At 62.8% G+C, this 16,855-nt stretch carries 16 protein-coding genes; 12 read left to right on the forward strand and 4 right to left on the reverse strand.

The window, feature by feature from the left end:
* Nucleotides 1-21: 21 nt before the first annotated feature.
* The 7 genes from ATH90_RS11005 to araH are packed head-to-tail and all read left to right on the forward strand — an operon-like array spanning nt 22 to nt 8,360.
* Nucleotides 22-1,344 carry an MFS transporter gene (locus ATH90_RS11005; RefSeq protein ID WP_034103839.1) on the forward strand — a complete coding sequence of 441 codons (1,323 nt, stop codon included), beginning with the start codon at nt 22-24 and terminating at the stop codon, nt 1,342-1,344.
* A gap of 15 nt (nt 1,345-1,359) precedes the next feature.
* Nucleotides 1,360-2,349, forward strand: coding sequence for an AraD1 family protein (gene araD1 / locus ATH90_RS11010; protein WP_098466246.1), 990 nt, complete (start codon nt 1,360-1,362; stop codon nt 2,347-2,349).
* 11 nt (nt 2,350-2,360) lie between these two features.
* Nucleotides 2,361-3,941, forward strand: coding sequence for an aldehyde dehydrogenase (NADP(+)) (locus ATH90_RS11015; RefSeq protein WP_034103843.1), 1,581 nt, complete (start codon nt 2,361-2,363; stop codon nt 3,939-3,941).
* Nucleotides 3,942-3,977: 36 nt separating this feature from the next.
* Nucleotides 3,978-4,841, forward strand: a complete 864-nt coding sequence (locus ATH90_RS11020) for an SMP-30/gluconolactonase/LRE family protein (RefSeq protein WP_034103845.1) — start codon at nt 3,978-3,980, stop codon at nt 4,839-4,841.
* A gap of 37 nt (nt 4,842-4,878) precedes the next feature.
* Nucleotides 4,879-5,883, forward strand: a complete 1,005-nt coding sequence (locus ATH90_RS11025) for a substrate-binding domain-containing protein (protein ID WP_098466247.1) — start codon at nt 4,879-4,881, stop codon at nt 5,881-5,883.
* Nucleotides 5,880-7,382, forward strand: coding sequence for an L-arabinose ABC transporter ATP-binding protein AraG (gene araG / locus ATH90_RS11030; protein ID WP_098466248.1), 1,503 nt, complete (start codon nt 5,880-5,882; stop codon nt 7,380-7,382). Before ATH90_RS11025 ends, araG begins: the two co-directional genes overlap by 4 nt.
* A gap of 9 nt (nt 7,383-7,391) precedes the next feature.
* Nucleotides 7,392-8,360: an L-arabinose ABC transporter permease AraH gene (gene araH, locus ATH90_RS11035; RefSeq protein WP_034103851.1), complete on the forward strand. Its 969-nt coding sequence runs from the start codon at nt 7,392-7,394 to the stop codon at nt 8,358-8,360.
* 64 nt (nt 8,361-8,424) lie between these two features.
* Here the strand turns inward: araH and ATH90_RS11040 are convergent, their stop codons facing one another.
* The gene (locus ATH90_RS11040; protein ID WP_034103852.1) at nt 8,425-9,573 is read right to left on the reverse strand and encodes an aldose epimerase family protein; all 1,149 of its coding nucleotides are present in this window, start codon (nt 9,571-9,573) and stop codon (nt 8,425-8,427) included.
* A gap of 138 nt (nt 9,574-9,711) precedes the next feature.
* Between ATH90_RS11040 and ATH90_RS11045 the strand changes: the two genes are divergently transcribed.
* Nucleotides 9,712-10,479, forward strand: coding sequence for an SDR family NAD(P)-dependent oxidoreductase (locus ATH90_RS11045; protein ID WP_098466249.1), 768 nt, complete (start codon nt 9,712-9,714; stop codon nt 10,477-10,479).
* A gap of 97 nt (nt 10,480-10,576) precedes the next feature.
* Here ATH90_RS11045 and ATH90_RS11050 read toward each other — a convergent pair whose 3' ends face one another.
* From ATH90_RS11050 to ATH90_RS11060, 3 genes are read right to left on the reverse strand one after another with little or no spacing between them, the layout of a single operon-like run.
* Nucleotides 10,577-11,173, reverse strand: a complete 597-nt coding sequence (locus ATH90_RS11050; RefSeq protein ID WP_034103856.1) for a glutathione S-transferase family protein — start codon at nt 11,171-11,173, stop codon at nt 10,577-10,579.
* 29 nt (nt 11,174-11,202) lie between these two features.
* Complete coding sequence (gene mug / locus ATH90_RS11055) at nt 11,203-11,736, reverse strand: G/U mismatch-specific DNA glycosylase (RefSeq protein ID WP_034103859.1); 534 nt, start codon at nt 11,734-11,736, stop codon at nt 11,203-11,205.
* Nucleotides 11,733-12,599: a LysR substrate-binding domain-containing protein gene (locus ATH90_RS11060; protein ID WP_098466250.1), complete on the reverse strand. Its 867-nt coding sequence runs from the start codon at nt 12,597-12,599 to the stop codon at nt 11,733-11,735. The genes mug and ATH90_RS11060 overlap by 4 nt, the downstream gene beginning before the upstream one ends.
* Nucleotides 12,600-12,733: 134 nt before the next feature.
* On the opposite strand from ATH90_RS11060, the gene ATH90_RS11065 reads away from it, so the two are divergent.
* Genes ATH90_RS11065 through ATH90_RS11080 form a run of 4 tightly spaced genes read left to right on the forward strand, consistent with a single transcriptional unit; the run spans nt 12,734 to nt 16,854 of the window.
* On the forward strand, nt 12,734-13,783 hold the full coding sequence (locus ATH90_RS11065) for an agmatine deiminase family protein (protein WP_098466251.1): 1,050 nt from the start codon (nt 12,734-12,736) through the stop codon (nt 13,781-13,783).
* Nucleotides 13,780-14,673, forward strand: a complete 894-nt coding sequence (gene aguB, locus ATH90_RS11070) for an N-carbamoylputrescine amidase (RefSeq protein WP_098466252.1) — start codon at nt 13,780-13,782, stop codon at nt 14,671-14,673. Before ATH90_RS11065 ends, aguB begins: the two co-directional genes overlap by 4 nt.
* Nucleotides 14,670-15,761, forward strand: a complete 1,092-nt coding sequence (locus ATH90_RS11075) for an extracellular solute-binding protein (RefSeq protein WP_098466253.1) — start codon at nt 14,670-14,672, stop codon at nt 15,759-15,761. The genes aguB and ATH90_RS11075 overlap by 4 nt, the downstream gene beginning before the upstream one ends.
* A 7-nt stretch (nt 15,762-15,768) precedes the next feature.
* Nucleotides 15,769-16,854, forward strand: coding sequence for an agmatine deiminase family protein (locus tag ATH90_RS11080; protein WP_098466254.1), 1,086 nt, complete (start codon nt 15,769-15,771; stop codon nt 16,852-16,854).
* Nucleotide 16,855 lies beyond the last annotated feature (1 nt).

Here is a 16,855-nt window from a genome sequence, read left to right on the forward strand (position 1 = left end):
AACAATCGGAGATCGACCCCCATGAGCCAGGAATTGCGGCTTATTCGGCGCATCACGCTGAAACTCATTCCCTTCCTGATCCTGCTGTACCTGATCGCCTACGTGGACCGCTCCGCCGTGGGCTTTGCCAAGTTGCACATGGGCGCCGACGTCGGTATCGGCGACGCCGCCTATGGCCTGGGCGCAGGGCTGTTCTTCATTGGCTACTTCCTGTTCGAGATCCCCAGCAACCTGATGCTCGACCGCTTTGGTGCACGGCGCTGGTTTGCGCGGATCATGATTACCTGGGGCGCTATCACCATCGGCATGGCCTTCGTGCAGGGGCCGCACAGCTTCTATGTGATGCGCTTTCTGCTCGGCGCGGCGGAGGCGGGGTTCTTCCCGGGTGTCCTGTACTACATCACCCAATGGTTCCCGGTGCGCCATCGCGGCAAGATCCTCGGGCTGTTCATCCTGTCGCAACCCATCGCGATGATGATCACCGGCCCGGTGTCCGGAGGGTTGCTGGGCATGGACGGCATCCTTGGCCTGCACGGCTGGCAGTGGCTGTTCATCGTGATCGGCACCCCGGCGATCCTGCTGACCTGGCCGGTGTTGCGCTATTTGCCGGACGGCCCCAAGCAGGTCACGTGGATGAGCGAGGACGAAAAGGCCTGGCTCACCGGCGAGCTCGCCAAAGACCTGCAAGCCTACGGCCAGACCCGTCACGGCAACCCGCTGCATGCGTTGAAAGACAAGCGCGTGCTGTTGCTGGCGCTGTTCTACCTGCCGGTCACCCTGAGCATCTACGGCCTCGGCCTGTGGCTGCCGACCCTGATCAAACAGTTCGGCGGCACTGACCTGGTCACCGGCTTCATCTCGGCTGTGCCGTATATCTTCGGGATCATCGGCCTGCTGATCATCCCGCGCAGTTCCGACCGTTTGAACGACCGCTACGGCCATCTCGCCGTGCTCTATGTGCTGGGCGCCATCGGTCTGTTCTTCAGTGCCTGGCTCAGTGTGCCGGTGCTGCAAATGGCCGCGCTGTGCCTGGCGGCGTTCGCGATGTTTTCCTGCACGGCGGTGTTCTGGACCCTGCCCGGACGCTTCTTCGCGGGCGCCAGTGCGGCGGCTGGCATTGCCTTGATCAATTCGGTGGGCAACCTCGGCGGCTATATCGGCCCGTTCGTGATCGGCGCGCTCAAGGAATACACCGGCAACCTGGCGTCTGGCTTGTACTTCTTGTCTGGGGTGATGGTGTTCGGGCTGGTGTTGACCTTCGTGGTCTACCGCCTGCTGGAGCGCAAGCATGTGCTGCCTGCCGACCAATTCGCCGCCAGTGCCCGTGGCGCCACACGTACTTAATCCAGGAGAAATGGCATGCGTTTAGTTCAGTTCGAGTTGCGTAATGGCGAGCGCCGGGTCGGCGTGATCGACGGTACCCAGCTGCGTGAAGTCCGCACGGCACGCAGTGTGCGTGAATTGGCCCTGGCAGCCATTGAAGCGGGCGTAGGCCTGGCACAACAAGTGGACAGCCTGGGCCTGGGCGACAGCTACGACTATGCCACGTTGCTGGCCGAGCTGAAGATCCTGCCACCGCTGGACCATCCGGACCCGGCCCATATGTTGATCAGCGGCACCGGCCTGACCCACCTGGGCAGCGCCTCGGCGCGGGACAAGATGCACCAGGCCGGTGACGACACCGTGCTGACCGACACCATGCGCATCTTCAAGTGGGGCGTGGAGGGCGGTAAGCCCGCGGCCGGCCAGGCGGGCGTGCAGCCCGAGTGGTTCTACAAGGGCGACGGCAGCATCGTCGTGCGCCCCGGCGCCGCCTTCCCGGTGCCGCCGTTTGCCGACGATGCCGGTGAAGAACCCGAGATCGGTGGCCTCTACGTTATCGGCCCGGACAGCAAGCCCTATCGTGTCGGTTTCGCGGTGGGCAACGAGTTCTCTGACCACGTGATGGAGCGTAAAAACTACCTGTACCTGGCCCATTCCAAGCTGCGCAGTTGCAGCTATGGCCCAGAGTTGCGCGTGGGTGAGTTGCCCCAGCACCTGGCGGGCACCAGTCGCATCCTGCGTAACGGCGAGGAAATCTGGCGGAACGAATTCCTCAGCGGCGAGGCCAATATGTGCCACAGCCTGGAAAACCTCGAATACCACCACTTCAAATACCGCCAGTTCCTCAAGCCCGGCGACGTGCACATCCACTTTTTCGGCACCGCCACGCTGTCATTTGCCGACGGTATACGTACCCAGGCCGGCGATGTGTTCGAGATCAGCCAGGCCGAGTTCGGCGCGCCGCTGGTCAACCGTGTCGGCAGCAGCGATGCGGCATTCGAACCCGGCGACGTCATCAGCCTTTAAAGGAGATCCCCATGACCCAGTACCTCGGCCACAACTATATCGGCGGCCAGCGCAGTGCCAACGGCAGCGTCACGTTGCAAAGCGTCGACGCCACCACCGGCGAAGCCTTGCCCCAGGCTTTCTACCAGGCTACGCCGCAGGAAGTCGACGCCGCCGCCAGGGCGGCCGCGCAGGCCTATCCCGCCTACCGCGCCTTGAGTGCGTCGCGCCGCGCGCAGTTCCTGGACGCGGTGGCCGATGAACTGGACGCGCTGGGGGAAGATTTTGTCGAGCTGGTGTGCCGCGAAACCGCGCTGCCGGCTGCGCGCATCAAGGGCGAGCGTGGGCGCACCAGCGGCCAGATGCGCCTGTTCGCCACGGTGCTGCGTCGCGGTGATTTCTACGGCGCGCGCATCGATAAGGCGTTGCCTGACCGCCAGCCGCTGCCACGCCCGGATCTACGTCAATACCGCATCGGCCTGGGGCCGGTCGCGGTGTTTGGCGCGAGCAATTTCCCCCTGGCGTTTTCCACCGCGGGCGGTGACACCGCCGCCGCACTGGCAGCCGGCTGCCCGGTGGTGTTCAAGGCTCACAGCGGGCATATGGCGACGGCAGAACGCGTCGCCGATGCGATCATCCGGGCGGCCGAGGCCACCGAGATGCCGGCGGGTGTGTTCAATATGATTTTCGGCGGTGGCGTGGGTGAAGCACTGGTCAAGCACCCGGCCATCCAGGCCGTCGGCTTTACCGGTTCGCTCAAGGGCGGCCGTGCATTGTGCGACATGGCGGCGGCACGCCCGCAACCGATCCCGGTGTTCGCCGAGATGTCGAGCATCAACCCGGTGATCGTGCTGCCCCAGGCATTAACCGCACGGGCCGACACGGTGGCGCGCGACCTGACCGCCTCGGTGGTGCAGGGCTGCGGCCAGTTCTGCACCAACCCCGGGCTGGTCATCGGTATTGCTTCGCCTGCATTCACTGCGTTCACCCAACAGGTCGCGCAACTGATCGGCGACCAACCACCACAGACCATGCTTAACGCGGGCACCCTGGGCAGCTATGGCAAGGGCCTGGAAAAGCTCCTGGCGCACCCTGGCATCCAGCACCTGGCGGGGAGCAAACAGGCTGGCAATCAAGCGCAACCGCAGGTGTTCAAGGCCGATGTGCGCCTGTTGATCGAGGGCGATGAGGTGCTGCAGGAAGAAGTGTTCGGCCCCACCACGGTGTTTGTGGAAGCGGCCGACCAGGCACAGCTCAGCGCTGCCCTGCAAGGCCTGCACGGCCAACTCACGGCAACCCTCATTGGCGAACCGGCCGACCTGCAACAGTTCGCCGAACTCACGCCACTGCTGGAGCAGAAAGTGGGGCGCATCCTGCTCAACGGCTACCCGACCGGCGTGGAGGTCTGCGATTCGATGGTGCACGGCGGTCCCTACCCGGCGACCTCCGATGCCCGTGGCACCTCGGTCGGCACCTTGGCCATCGACCGTTTCCTGCGCCCGGTGTGCTTCCAGAATTACCCTGATAGCCTGCTACCCGACGCGTTGAAAAACGCCAACCCGTTGCGTATCCAGCGGCTGGTGGATGGCACGCCATCTCGCGACCCGCTGTAACGCGCACCTGAGAAGAATAAAAATCCAGGAGGCATCATGTCGTGTATCGCCGTTACCCCGCACCGTGCACAGTTGGGCGAAGGTCCGTTCTGGGATGCGCCCACCCAGGCACTGTATTGGGTGAATATCGCCGGCAAGCAGGCGCTGCGCCTGATGGGCGGGCAGTTGCAGGTGTGGCAGTTGCCGGAGCATGTCTCGGCGTTCATCCCGTGTGAACGCGGCGATGCCTTGGTGACCTTGAGCAGTGGCGTGTATCGCCTCGACCTGGTCACCGAGGCCCTGACCCTGCTGTGCGTGGCCGACCCACAAGCAGGCAACCGTGGCAACGAAGCACGCTGCGATGCCCAGGGCCGCCTGTGGCTGGGCACGATGCAGAACAACATTGGCGAGCAGGGTGAAGACCTGCCCATTACCCGACGTTCCGGCGGCCTGTTTCGCATCGATGCCGATGCGCAGGTCACGCCGTTGCTCAGCGGCCTGGGCATTCCCAACACCTTGCTGTGGAGTGATGACGGCCGCCAGGTGCATTTCGGCGACAGCCTGGACGGTACGCTGTACCGGCATGCTATCCAGCCAGGCGGCCAGCTCGACCCCGCGCAAACGTGGTTCGGCCCACACGAGCGTGGCGGGCCGGACGGCTCCGCCATGGACGTTGAAGGCTATATCTGGAACGCCCGCTGGGACGGCAGTTGCCTGTTGCGCCTGACACCCGAGGGCGAGGTGGACCGTATCGTCGAACTGCCCGTCAGCCGCCCCACTAGTTGCGTGTTTGGTGGCCCGAACCTCACCACCCTGTACATCACCAGTGCTGCCAGCCCCTTGGATCACCCCTTGGATGGCGCGGTACTGGCGATGGAAGTCGATGTCGCGGGAAAACCCTGTCATCGCTTCGCCGGCTAAACCCAAGACTTGAAAACAACAACAAGGAGTCACCCGTATGAATCGTCGTCGTCGTTTGCGTTCCCTGTGCTGTGCCGCCGTGGCGGTCTCGGCCATGAGCTTGAGTGGCCTGCTACTGGCCGCTGAGGAAGTGAAGATCGGTTTCCTGGTCAAGCAGGCTGAAGAGCCGTGGTTCCAGACCGAATGGGCATTTGCCGAAAAAGCCGGCAAGGAACATGGCTTTACTGTGATCAAGATCGCCGTGCCCGACGGTGAAAAAACCCTGTCGGCCATCGACAGCCTGGCCGCCAACGGCGCCAAGGGGTTTGTGATCTGCCCGCCGGATGTGTCACTCGGCCCGGCCATCGTCGCCAAGGCCAAGGCCAATGGCCTGAAAGTCATTGCCGTGGATGACCGTTTCGTCGATGCCAAGGGGGCCTTCATGGAAGACGTGCCGTACCTGGGCATGGCCGCCTTTGAAGTCGGCCAGAAGCAGGGCGCCGCGATGGCCGCCGAAGCGAAAAAACGCGGGTGGGACTGGAAGGACACCTACGCGGTGATCAACACGTTCAACGAACTCGATACCGGTAAGAAGCGCACCGACGGCTCCGTCAAATCCCTGGAAGAAGCCGGCATTCCCAAGGACCACATCCTGTTCACCGCCGCCAAGACCCTCGACGTACCCGGCAGCATGGACGCCACCAACTCCGCCCTGGTCAAGCTGCCCAGCGGCGCAAAAAACCTGATCATCGGCGGCATGAACGACAACACCGTGCTCGGCGGCGTACGCGCTACCGAAAGCGCCGGCTTCAAGGCCGCCAATGTGATCGGCATCGGCATCAATGGCACTGACGCCATCGGCGAACTTAAAAAGCCTAGCAGCGGCTTCTTCGGCTCGATGCTGCCTAGCCCGCATATCGAGGGCTACAACACCGCGTTGATGATGTTCGAGTGGGTCACCAAGGGCACCGAGCCTGCGAAGTACACGGCCATGGACGAAGTCACCCTGATCACCCGTGAGAACTTCCAGGCAGAACTGACCAAGATCGGGTTGTGGCAATGACCGCTGCCGTCCTTCGGTTTGACGGCATCGGCAAAACCTTTCCCGGGGTCAAGGCGCTGGATGGCATCAGCTTCAGCGCCCACCCAGGGCAAGTGCACGCCTTGATGGGCGAGAACGGCGCGGGCAAGTCGACGCTGTTGAAGATCCTCGGCGGCGCCTACATCCCCAGTACCGGCACGCTGCGGATCGGCGAGCAGACCATGGCCTTCAAGAACGCCGCCGACAGCATTGCCAGCGGCGTGGCGGTGATCCATCAGGAACTGCACCTGGTGCCGGAAATGACGGTGGCCGAGAACCTGTTCCTCGGGCACTTGCCGTCGCGTCTTGGCGTGGTCAACCGAAGCCTGCTGCGCCAGCAGGCACTGGCCTGCCTGAAGGGCCTGGCGGATGAAATCGATCCGGCAGAAAAACTCGGTCGCCTGTCGCTCGGCCAGCGCCAGCTGGTGGAAATCGCCAAGGCGTTGTCCCGTGGCGCCCAGGTAATCGCCTTTGACGAGCCCACCAGTAGCCTGTCTGCACGGGAGATCGACCGCTTGATGGCGATCATCACCCGCCTGCGCGACGAGGGCAAAGTGGTGCTCTACGTGTCCCACCGCATGGAGGAGGTGTTCCGCATCTGCAACGCCGTGACGGTGTTCAAGGACGGCCGCTACGTGCGTACGTTCGAGGACATGAGTGCGCTGACCCACGACCAGTTGGTGACGTGCATGGTGGGCCGCGATATCCAGGATATCTACGACTACCGCCCGCGTGAGCAGGGCGAAGTGGCGCTGAAGGTCACTGGCCTGCTGGGGCCCGGCCTGCGTGAGCCGATCAGTTTCTCGGTGCGCAAGGGCGAGATTCTGGGCCTGTTCGGACTGGTGGGCGCCGGGCGAACGGAGCTGTTTCGCCTGCTCAGTGGCCTGGAGCGCGCCAGCGCCGGGCAACTGGAACTCTGCGGCAAGCCCCTGCACTTGCAGTCACCTCGCGATGCCATCGCCGCTGGCGTGTTGTTGTGCCCGGAGGACCGCAAGAAAGAGGGCATCATTCCACTGTCCAGCGTCGCCGAGAACATCAATATCAGTGCACGTGGGGCCCATTCCACGTTCGGCTGGCTGCTGCGCGATGGCTGGGAAAAGGGCAACGCCGACCAGCAGATCAAGGCCATGAAGGTCAAGACGCCCAACGCGACGCAGAAGATCATGTACCTGTCGGGCGGCAATCAACAGAAGGCCATTCTCGGTCGTTGGCTGTCGATGCCGATGAAGGTGTTGCTGTTGGACGAACCGACCCGTGGCATCGATATCGGCGCCAAGGCCGAGATCTACCAGATCATTCATAACCTCGCGGCCCAGGGCATTGCCGTGATTGTGGTGTCCAGCGACCTGATGGAAGTGATGGGCATCTCCGACCGCATCCTGGTGCTGTGCGAAGGCGCAATGCGGGGTGAGCAAACTCGCGAACACGCCACTGAATCCAACCTGCTGCAACTGGCCCTGCCGCGCAGCCTGGCGAACTGAGAGACGATTATGACCACTCAACACAATGTGCTGCCCACCGCGCGCAAGCCCCTGGACCTGCGCGCACTGCTGGACAATTGGGCCATGCTATTGGCGGCCGTGAGTATCTTTTTGCTGTGCGCGTTGCTCATCGACAACTTCCTCTCACCGTTGAACATGCGCGGGCTGGGCCTGGCGATTTCCACCGTGGGCATCGCCGCCTGCACCATGCTGTTCTGCCTGGCGTCGGGGCATTTCGACCTGTCGGTGGGCTCGGTGATTGCCTGCGCCGGGGTGGTCGCGGCGATTGTGATGCGCGACACCGACAGCGTCATGCTGGGCATTGGCGCTGCGTTGCTGATGGGCCTGATGGTAGGGCTGATCAACGGCATCGTGATCGCCAAGCTACGGGTCAATGCGCTGATCACCACCTTGGCGACCATGCAGATCGTGCGTGGCCTGGCGTACATTTTTGCCAACGGCAAGGCCGTGGGCGTGTCCCAGGATCAGTTCTTTATCTTCGGCAACGGCCAACTGCTGGGCGTGCCGGTGCCGATCCTGATTACCGTCCTGTGCTTCCTGTTCTTCGGCTGGCTGCTCAACTACACCACGTATGGGCGCAACACCATGGCCATCGGCGGCAACCCGGAAGCGGCGTTGCTGGCAGGGGTGAATGTAGACCGCACCAAGATCCTGATCTTCGCCGTGCATGGGGTGATCGGCGCGTTGGCCGGGGTGATCCTGGCTTCGCGCATGACGTCCGGCCAGCCCATGATCGGCCAGGGCTTCGAGCTGACGGTGATCTCGGCGTGTGTGCTGGGCGGGGTGTCGTTGAGCGGCGGGGTAGGCATGATCCGCCACGTGATTGCCGGTGTACTGATCCTGGCGATCATCGAGAATGCGATGAACCTGAAGAACATCGACACGTTCTACCAGTACGTGATCCGGGGCTCGATCCTGCTGCTGGCCGTCGTCATCGACCGCATGAAACAACGCTGAACCGCTTGTCATGTGAGGCTCAAAATGGGGGAGGGGGCAAGCCCCCTCCCACAGTAAAGCGGTTTTAATCGGCGGTGAATTTGAAGACGGTGTTCTGGGTGTAAGTCTGCCCTGGGTTCAGGCGGGTCGAGGCAAACTTGGGTTGGTTGGGCGCATCCGGAAAATGCTGGGTCTCGAGTGTGAACCCACTCCAATGCTGATACGTCTTGCCAGCCTTGCCCTTCACCGAACCATCGAGGAAGTTACTGGTATAAAACTGTACCCCAGGCTCCGTGGTAAACAGCTGCAACCGCCGCCCGGACGCAGGGTCGTGCACCTCGGCCGCCAACTGCTTCACATCGCCTTTGGTATCCAGCGCCCAGTTGAAGTCGAACCCACCCTGTTTCGGTTCGGCGAATTTGAGCTGCGGGTGATCTTCCTTGATGTGCTGGCCGATCGGTGTGGGTTTCAGGAAGTCCATCGGCGTGCCCTTGACGGGCGCCAGTTCGCCGGTGGGAATCAGCGTCGCATTCACCGGTGTGTAATGGCTGGCATGCAAGGTCGCCACCTGCTTGAGGATGTCGCCATTCCCCGCGCCGGCCAGGTTGAAATAGCTGTGGTTAGTGAGGTTGAGCACCGTCGGTTTATCGGTGGTGGCGGTGTAGTCGATGTGCAATTCGTTGCGGTCATTGAGGCGGTAGGTGACTTCGGTCTTCAGGTTGCCCGGAAAGCCCATCTCGCCGTCCTTGGACAGGTAGCTCAGCTTCACGCCGACCGAGTCCTTGTCCTTGATCGACTCGGCCTTCCACACGTGTTTGTCGAAGCCTTGTGCGCCGCCATGCAGCGAATTGGGCCCGTCGTTGAGTGGCACCTGGTAGCGTTTGCCGTCGAGCTCGAAGGCACCGCCGGCCAGGCGATTGCCGAAGCGTCCGATGGTGGCGCCGAAAAACGCGGTGCCGCTTTGATAGCCTTGCACGTCATCGAAGCCCAGCACGACGTCTTCGACCTTGCCGTGTTTGTCCGGCACCGCCAGCGACTGCAACACACCGCCGTAGGTGATCACGGTGGCTTGCATGCCGTGGCTGTTACGCAAGATGTACTGTTCGACGGCGGTGCCGTCGTTGGTTTTGCCGAAAGGTTTGTGCTCGCTGCTGAGGCCTGCAGCCTGGGCGCCGCCACTGGCGATCAGCATGGACATCGCCAAGCCCGAGAGCAGGTATCGAGGGTGCTTCATGATCGAACTTCCTTTTGTTGTTTTGAGTGGAATAGTTCTACTAATGTGCGATATTTTGTCGATTGGACAGCGAATTTATAGCCTTTAACGCCATTTTTGCAAAATAAAATAAGACTAATTAAGTGAGGCACCTCTTATATGAACACTCGGCACGCGGTTTACCCCGACCTTGAAGGCAAGGCTGTCCTGATCTCGGGAGGCGCCTCGGGTATTGGCGAATTCATGGTGCGCGCCTTCGCCGCGCAGGGCGCCAAGGTCGGCTTTGTCGACCGCGCACAAAGCCAGGGCGAGCGCCTGGCGGCGCTGTTGAGTTCGCGGGGGCATACGGTGGAGTTCGTGAATTGCGACATCACGGATGAGATCGCCTACAAAGCCGCCATTGGACGTTTCGAACACTCCCTGGGGCCCATCACTGTGCTGGTGAACAACGCCGCCAATGATGTGCGCCACACCCTGGAAGAAGTCGACTCGGAGATGTTCGACCGGCTCATCTCCGTCAACCTGAAACACGCGTTCTTCGCCGCCAAGGCCGTGGTGCCAATGATGAAAAGTGCGGGCGGTGGGGCGATCATCAACCTCGGGTCGGTCGGCTGGATGATGGCCTCCGCCGGCTACCCGGTGTACGCCGCCAGCAAGGCCGCCGCCCACGGCATGACCCGCGCGCTCGCCCGGGAACTGGGGCCGAGCCGCATCCGTGTGAATACGCTGGTGCCGGGTTGGGTGATGACAGAAAAACAACTGGCGATGTGGGTCGACGATGCCGCGAAGGAATTGATCAGCCGCAGCCAGTGCCTGCCAGGCAGCGTGCTGCCGGAGCACATTGCCAATATGGCGTTGTTCCTGGCCTCTGATGCATCGGCGATGTGTTCGGCGCAGAACTTTATCGTGGATGGTGGGTGGGTCTGAGCCGGCCCCGTTGCGCCAGGCAACACTGACTCACGGTGGCAGAGAGCTTATGTGGGAGCGGGCTTGCCCGCTCCCACATAAGCCCGCTCTGGGTGGTTTATTCGATGGGGTAACGCTTGAACGCCGGGTGCTGTTCCAGCCGCTCTGCGTGGCGCTTGAGGTTGGGAAAGGCATCCGCCTTGACCACCGAGCCTACGGTGAACTGGCTGAACGACCAGGCCACCGCCGCAGTAATCGACGCCTGGGTCAGTGCTCCACTGTCAGCCAGTTGCTGGTCCAGCAGTGAATAGGCGGCCAGTAATTGGCCGCTGATGCGGTCGAGCCAGGGCGCATGCAGTTTCTCGGCGGGGCGCAGGTTGTGTTCGTAGACGATCTGTACGCTTTTCTCGCAGGCCGCCAGCGCCAGGCCAAGTACCTGCAGGTCCTGGGCGCGCGCGGCGGGCTGTTGCGCGAGCAGCTTCTTGTTATCCGGGGCGAGGGCTTCCAGGTAGTCGAGGATCAGGCTGGAGTCCATCAGCACCGTGCCATCGTCCAGCACCAGGGTCGGGGCCTTGACCACCGGGTTGATCTGGGCGAACTCGCTGAAGGCGCGGAACACCGACAGCGGTTCATGCACAAAGTCCACCCCGTACACGTCCAGGGAAATAGCCACGCGGCGTACGTAGGGCGAGTCCAGCATGCCGATCAGTTTCATGAAGCCTCCATTGCGCTCGAAGGGATGGCTCAAGAGAGTAAGGGCGCAGGATCGGCCTGCGCAATGGCCTCCCGAAGTTGTCGGTAGGCGACCACCAGTTGCTCCAGGCTGAACGCCAGGTTGCGTCCACTGGGGTTCGGTAGCACCCACACCGACGCGCCGCCCAGCCGCTGCGGCTGCAACCCCCACTCAATCTCGCGCTTACCGGACAGCGCGCTGTAGCCAGCCTTGCCGAGAAAGGCCACGAAACGGGGGGCATGGCGTTGGATTTTGTGTTCAAACGCTGCTGCCGCATCGGTGAACTCATGCCGTGCCAGCTCGCCAGCGCTTGCGGTGGGGCGCTCAACAACCGTCGTCAGGCCACAGTGACAGTGCAGCAACGTACGGCCGTCCTCAGGGCGGATTTCATCGGGTGTAAAGCCCGCCAGGTGCACGGTGCGCCAGAAGCGATTGCTGCGATTGGCAAAGTGCAGGCCCAGGGCGGCGGAGCCCTTGCCGGGGTTGATGCCGCAGAACACCACGTCCAGGTGGTCGGCCAGGATGTCGTCGAGGCGGTCGTTCATGTTGGATCTGCCTGCAAGTGGGTGAGCAGCCACGCCGTGAAACGGCGCGCCAGCGGGTCATGCTCGCTGTCGCGGTGGGTCAACAGTGCCCAACTCGGCCCGCGGATGGTCGCCTCTACCAAGGGCACGAGCAAGCCGTCTTCTTGCGCTTGGCGGCTCAACAACTGGCTGACCAGGCCAATCCCCAGCCCGCTGCACACCGCGTCGAGCAACAGGCCAGGGTCGGAAAAATTCAAGCCCTGGTCCTGCTGCCCCATATCGATGCCGGCTTCCACTGCCCAATGACTCCAGTCCATTTCCCGTTCCCCGTGCAGGGTGGTGCGTTGCGCCAAGGGCTGCTTCAACACCCGTGGATGACAGGCGGGAAACAGCCGGTCAGCGTGCAGCACCTTGAAGCTGCATTCGGCCTGGGAGCTGATGTCATCGCGCACCGCCAGGTCGATGGTCTGGCTGGTCATGTCGGGTACTTCGTCGGTGCTGAAGATCCACAGATCGACCTCCGGGTGCTGCAGGCGGAAATCCGCAAGCCGAGGCAGCAGCCAGTGGCGTGCGAAGGTCGGCGTCGTATTGAGCACCAGTTGATTGGGCTTGCGATATTGCCCCAGGCGCCGCACGCCCACCGCCAGTTGCTGCAACAGCGCCTGGGTGGTGCTGAGGAAGTCATGGCCGGCGTCGGTCAGGCTCACGCTGCGCCCGCTGCGGAAAAACAACGGCTGCTCGAGGTAGGACTCCAGGCTGCGGATCTGCTGGCTGATCGCCGATTGGGTCAGGTGCAGTTCTTCGGCAGCCTTGTGGAAACTGCCCAGCCGGGCGGCGGCTTCGAAGCCGCGCAGGGTGCCGAGTGGCGGCCAGTGCTTGAGCATGCTGATAAGTTCCTCTAATCAGATTTCTACAAAATCCATCGTTTGTCTGGTCCTTTGAGCGCCAATAGCATGTAAGCCAAGACGCCGTGGGCAGTTTTCGCTGAACACAATGGCTTAACTGAAGGGTGTTTGTCATGCAGCAGAGTGCAATGCAAAACAACGGTTGGTGGATGCCTGCGGAGTGGGCCCGACATGCGGCGACGTGGATGGCCTGGCCGCACAACCAGGCGTTATGGGAAACCACCTGGGGCGTGACCTTGGCGCAGGTGCAGCAGGATTTTGCGCGGGTGGCCAATGCGATTGCACGCTTTGAACCGGTGAAGATGATTGTGGATCCGTCGGCGGTGGTCGGCGCCAAGGCGCTGTGCGGGTCAGGCATCGAACTGATCGAGCACGCCGTCAACGACAGCTGGTGCCGCGACTCCGGCCCGACGTTCGTCTGCCATCCGCAACTGGGCACGGCCGGGGTGAGCTGGCGCTTCAACGCCTGGGGCGGCAAGTCGGCCCATGACCTCGATGAAAGCCTGGCTCGTCGCGTGCTCAACCACTTGGGGCTGGCGTGCTTCGGCACGCCCCTGAGCAATGAGGGCGGCGCGATCCATGTGGACGGCGAGGGCACGCTGATCACCACCGAATCGGTGCTGCTCAACCCCAACCGCAACCCCGGTGTGAGCAAGGCCGAGATGGAAGACATCTTCGCGCGCCTGCTGGGCATCAAGAAGACGATCTGGCTACCCGGCGACCCGGACTATGTGACCGGCGACATGACCGACGGCCATGTCGATGGCGTCTGCGCGTTCGCCCGTCCCGGGGTGCTGCTGGTCGATGCGACTCACGATCAACACTCGGTCTACGCCGAAGTCGTGCGCGAAAACCGCCGCGCCCTCGCACTGGCTACCGACGCCCAGGGCCGCCGCTTCGAGATGGTCGACTTGTATGAGGCCACCGATGCGGTGGACACCGAGGCCGAAGTGTTCTGCGCCTCCTACACCAACTTCTACATCGCCAATGGCGCAATCATCATGCCCGCCTATGGCATTGCCACCGATCAGGTGGCAGCCGAGGTCTTGGCCCAGGCTTTCCCCGGTCGCGAGATCGTGCCGGTGCAGATCAATCACCTGGCGCACGGCGGCGGCGGGGTGCATTGCATCACCCAGCAACAGCCTGCGTGGGTGAAGCCATGAGCCTCCTGACGGTTGCCGCCACACAGATGCCTTGCACCTGGGACCTGCCCGCCAACCTCGACCGTGCCGAGCAACTTGTGCGCGACGCGGCCGCGCAGGGCGCCCAGGTGATCCTGTTGCAGGAGCTGTTCGCCACACCGTATTTCTGCATCGAGCAACACCACAAGCACTTGGCGCTGGCCGAGGAATACCGGCACAGCCAGGTACTCAAGCGCTTCGCCGCCCTGGCCAGGGAGCTGGGCGTGGTACTGCCGCTCAGTTGGTTCGAAAAGGCCGGCAATGCCTTCTTCAATTCCCTCAGCGTGGCGGATGCCGATGGGCGCTTGCTCGGCGTCTATCGCAAGACGCACATCCCGAACGCCATCGGCTATCAGGAGAAAGAATATTTCAGCCCCGGCGATACCGGTTTTCGCGTATGGGACAGCGCATTCGGACGCCTCGGCGTGGGCATCTGCTGGGACCAGTGGTTTCCGGAAACCGCGCGCTGCCTGGCGTTGCAAGGCGCCGACGTACTGCTGTTTCCCACCGCCATCGGCTCGGAGCCCGGCTGCAACACCCTGGATTCCCGGGACCACTGGCAAATGACCATGCGCGGCCATGCGGCGGCGAATCTGCTGCCGGTGGTTGCCGCCAACCGCGTTGGCCACGAGGTGGCGACGACCGACCCGAGCCTGCACATGGGTTTCTATGGGTCGTCGTTCATCTGCAACCACAAGGGCAAGCTACTGGCCGAAGCGGATCGCGACGCCACCGGCGTGCTGGTGCACAGCCTGGACCTGTCTGCCATGCGTGAGGAGCGCCTGACCTGGGGCATCTTCCGTGATCGACGCCCGCAGATGTACGGCGCACTGCTGACGCTCGATGGTCGCCAGCCGAGGATGCCAGCATGAGGATCGTCCCCACGCTGCTCAGCTGCGCGCTGCTGAGCACTGCCGTCTGCGCGTCGGCCGATGACAAGACACTGAAGGTCTATAACTGGGCCGACTATTTCGCCGCCGACACCTTGTCCAGGTTCACCGCCGAGACCGGTATCCAGGTGATCTACGATGTGATGGACGGCAGTGAAACCCTGGAAGCCAAGATGATGGCTGGCGGCAGTGGTTACGACCTGATCTTCCCCGGCGACACCGTGGCCGAGCGCCTGATGCGCGCCGGCAGCCTGCAGGCCCTGGACCCCGCTAAGCTCAGCGCAATGGGCGATATCGAGCCGGGCCTGCAGAAGCTGCGCACCCACTATGTCAATTCGAACAACGCCACAGTGCCCTACACCTGGGGGACCATCGGCCTGACTTACAACACGCAACAGATCCAGCAGCGCCTGCCGAATGCGCCGGTCAACAGCCTCGACCTGCTGTTCAAACCGGAAAACGCGGCCAGGTTCGCCGATTGCGGCATCTCGCTGATCGACTCGCCGGACGAAGTGCTTGCGGTGGTGCTCAACTACCTGGGCCGTGACCCGCGCAGCGCCAAGCGCGAAGACCTGGCGGCGGCCAGCGAGCTGTTGCTCAAGCTGCGCCCGTTTATTCGCAAGTTCCAGTCGCAACCGGTGACCGATCTGGTCAATGGCAACCTGTGCCTGTCCCTCGGCTACAGCGGTGACATGACCCAGGCCCAGCGCGCCGCCGATGCGGCCGGCAAAGCGGTGACCTTCGGTTATCACATCCCCCGCGAAGGCACCACGGTGTGGATGGACACCATGGCCATCCCGATCGACGCCCAACACCCGGAATACGCCTACGCCTTCATCAACTTCGTGATGCGCCCGGAGAACATGGCGGCCATCACCAACCTCACCGGCTATCCCACCGCGAATGCCAAGGCCCGGCCGGACGTGGAGGCAAGCATGCGCGACAACCCGGACATCTACCCGGAGGCGGCGACCTTCGAGCGCCTGATCGTCGGCAGGGACATCCCCCAGGCCGACATGCGCGCGCGGATGCGCGTATGGACTAAGTTCAAGACAGCCACTGTGAAGTGAGTATTGCATGCCAACCCGTCGCACCTTTATCAAACACGCCAGTGTGGTCTGTGCCATGACCCTGATCGCCCCGCACATCCAAGCCAACCGCCGTGGCCGTTTCTACATGCCCGATGAGGGCGAGAGGCACCGCCAGGCCTTCATCGCCTTTGGCGCCCAGGACGCCATTTGGAACGACTTCACTGCCGATGTGCGAGCCGCCCTGGGACGCATCGCCCGCGCAATAGCCGAGCATGAACCGGTCACGGTGTTCTGCCGCGAAGACGAGCGCCTGCTTGCCGAAAAACAGTGCGGCACGCGCAATATCACTTTCGTGGAAACCGCGCTGGATGACATCTGGATACGCGATACCGGCGCCAACTTCGTCATCGACGGCGCGGGCGGGTTGGGGGCAGTGGACTTCAACTTCAACGGCTGGGGTAACAAGCAGCAGCACGACGATGACACGCTCCTGGCCGCACGGATCGCCGAGGAAACCGGCGCGCGCCACCTGCGCAGCGAACTGGTGGGCGAGGGCGGGGCTATCGAAGTGGATGGCCTGGGCACCGGCATCATGACCGAAAGCAGCTGGATAAACGCCAACCGCAATCCGGGTTGGAGCAAGGCCGAGGTCGAAGCCGAGCTGAAAAAGCGCCTGGGCCTGCGCAAGATCATCTGGCTGCCGGGTATCCAGGGCCGGGACATCACCGACGCCCACGTGGATTTCTACGCGCGTTTCGTGTCACCCGGCGTGGTGCTCGCCAACCTGGACACCGACCCTGACGCCTACGATCACGCGGTCACCCTGGCGCACCTGGACATCCTGAAAAACGCCACCGACGCCGATGGACGCGCCTTGCAGGTGCATACCGTGTCGACACCGCTCAATGGGCGCAAAAACAACCCGGATTTCGCCGCAGGCTATATCAATTATTTCGTCATAAACGGTGCGGTCATCGCCCCCGAGTTTGGCGATTCGGTAGCGGACCGCAAGGCACTGGACCTGCTGGCCCGGCTCTACCCGGAACGCAAGGTGATACCACTCAATATCGACGCGATTGCAGCGGGGGGCGGTGGCATTCACTGTGTGACGAGCCATCAACCTTTGGTTTAGT

Source organism: Pseudomonas lurida, from assembly GCF_002563895.1.
Taxonomy (GTDB): Bacteria; Pseudomonadota; Gammaproteobacteria; order Pseudomonadales; family Pseudomonadaceae; genus Aquipseudomonas; species Aquipseudomonas lurida.

Bases quoted from the DNA above. Each gene is read 5' to 3' on its own strand.
- ATH90_RS11025 (WP_098466247.1), top strand. From the start codon at position 4,879: ATGAATCGTCGTCGTCGTTTGCGTTCCCTGTGCTGTGCCGCCGTGGCG.
- mug (WP_034103859.1), bottom strand. From the start codon at position 11,736: ATGAACGACCGCCTCGACGACATCCTGGCCGACCACCTGGACGTGGTG.
- ATH90_RS11045 (WP_098466249.1), top strand. From the start codon at position 9,712: ATGAACACTCGGCACGCGGTTTACCCCGACCTTGAAGGCAAGGCTGTC.
- ATH90_RS11075 (WP_098466253.1), top strand. From the start codon at position 14,670: ATGAGGATCGTCCCCACGCTGCTCAGCTGCGCGCTGCTGAGCACTGCC.
- araD1 (WP_098466246.1), top strand. From the start codon at position 1,360: ATGCGTTTAGTTCAGTTCGAGTTGCGTAATGGCGAGCGCCGGGTCGGC.
- ATH90_RS11060 (WP_098466250.1), bottom strand. From the start codon at position 12,599: ATGCTCAAGCACTGGCCGCCACTCGGCACCCTGCGCGGCTTCGAAGCC.
- ATH90_RS11050 (WP_034103856.1), bottom strand. From the start codon at position 11,173: ATGAAACTGATCGGCATGCTGGACTCGCCCTACGTACGCCGCGTGGCT.
- araG (WP_098466248.1), top strand. From the start codon at position 5,880: ATGACCGCTGCCGTCCTTCGGTTTGACGGCATCGGCAAAACCTTTCCC.
- ATH90_RS11065 (WP_098466251.1), top strand. From the start codon at position 12,734: ATGCAGCAGAGTGCAATGCAAAACAACGGTTGGTGGATGCCTGCGGAG.
- aguB (WP_098466252.1), top strand. From the start codon at position 13,780: ATGAGCCTCCTGACGGTTGCCGCCACACAGATGCCTTGCACCTGGGAC.
- ATH90_RS11005 (WP_034103839.1), top strand. From the start codon at position 22: ATGAGCCAGGAATTGCGGCTTATTCGGCGCATCACGCTGAAACTCATT.
- ATH90_RS11015 (WP_034103843.1), top strand. From the start codon at position 2,361: ATGACCCAGTACCTCGGCCACAACTATATCGGCGGCCAGCGCAGTGCC.
- ATH90_RS11020 (WP_034103845.1), top strand. From the start codon at position 3,978: ATGTCGTGTATCGCCGTTACCCCGCACCGTGCACAGTTGGGCGAAGGT.
- araH (WP_034103851.1), top strand. From the start codon at position 7,392: ATGACCACTCAACACAATGTGCTGCCCACCGCGCGCAAGCCCCTGGAC.
- ATH90_RS11040 (WP_034103852.1), bottom strand. From the start codon at position 9,573: ATGAAGCACCCTCGATACCTGCTCTCGGGCTTGGCGATGTCCATGCTG.
- ATH90_RS11080 (WP_098466254.1), top strand. From the start codon at position 15,769: ATGCCAACCCGTCGCACCTTTATCAAACACGCCAGTGTGGTCTGTGCC.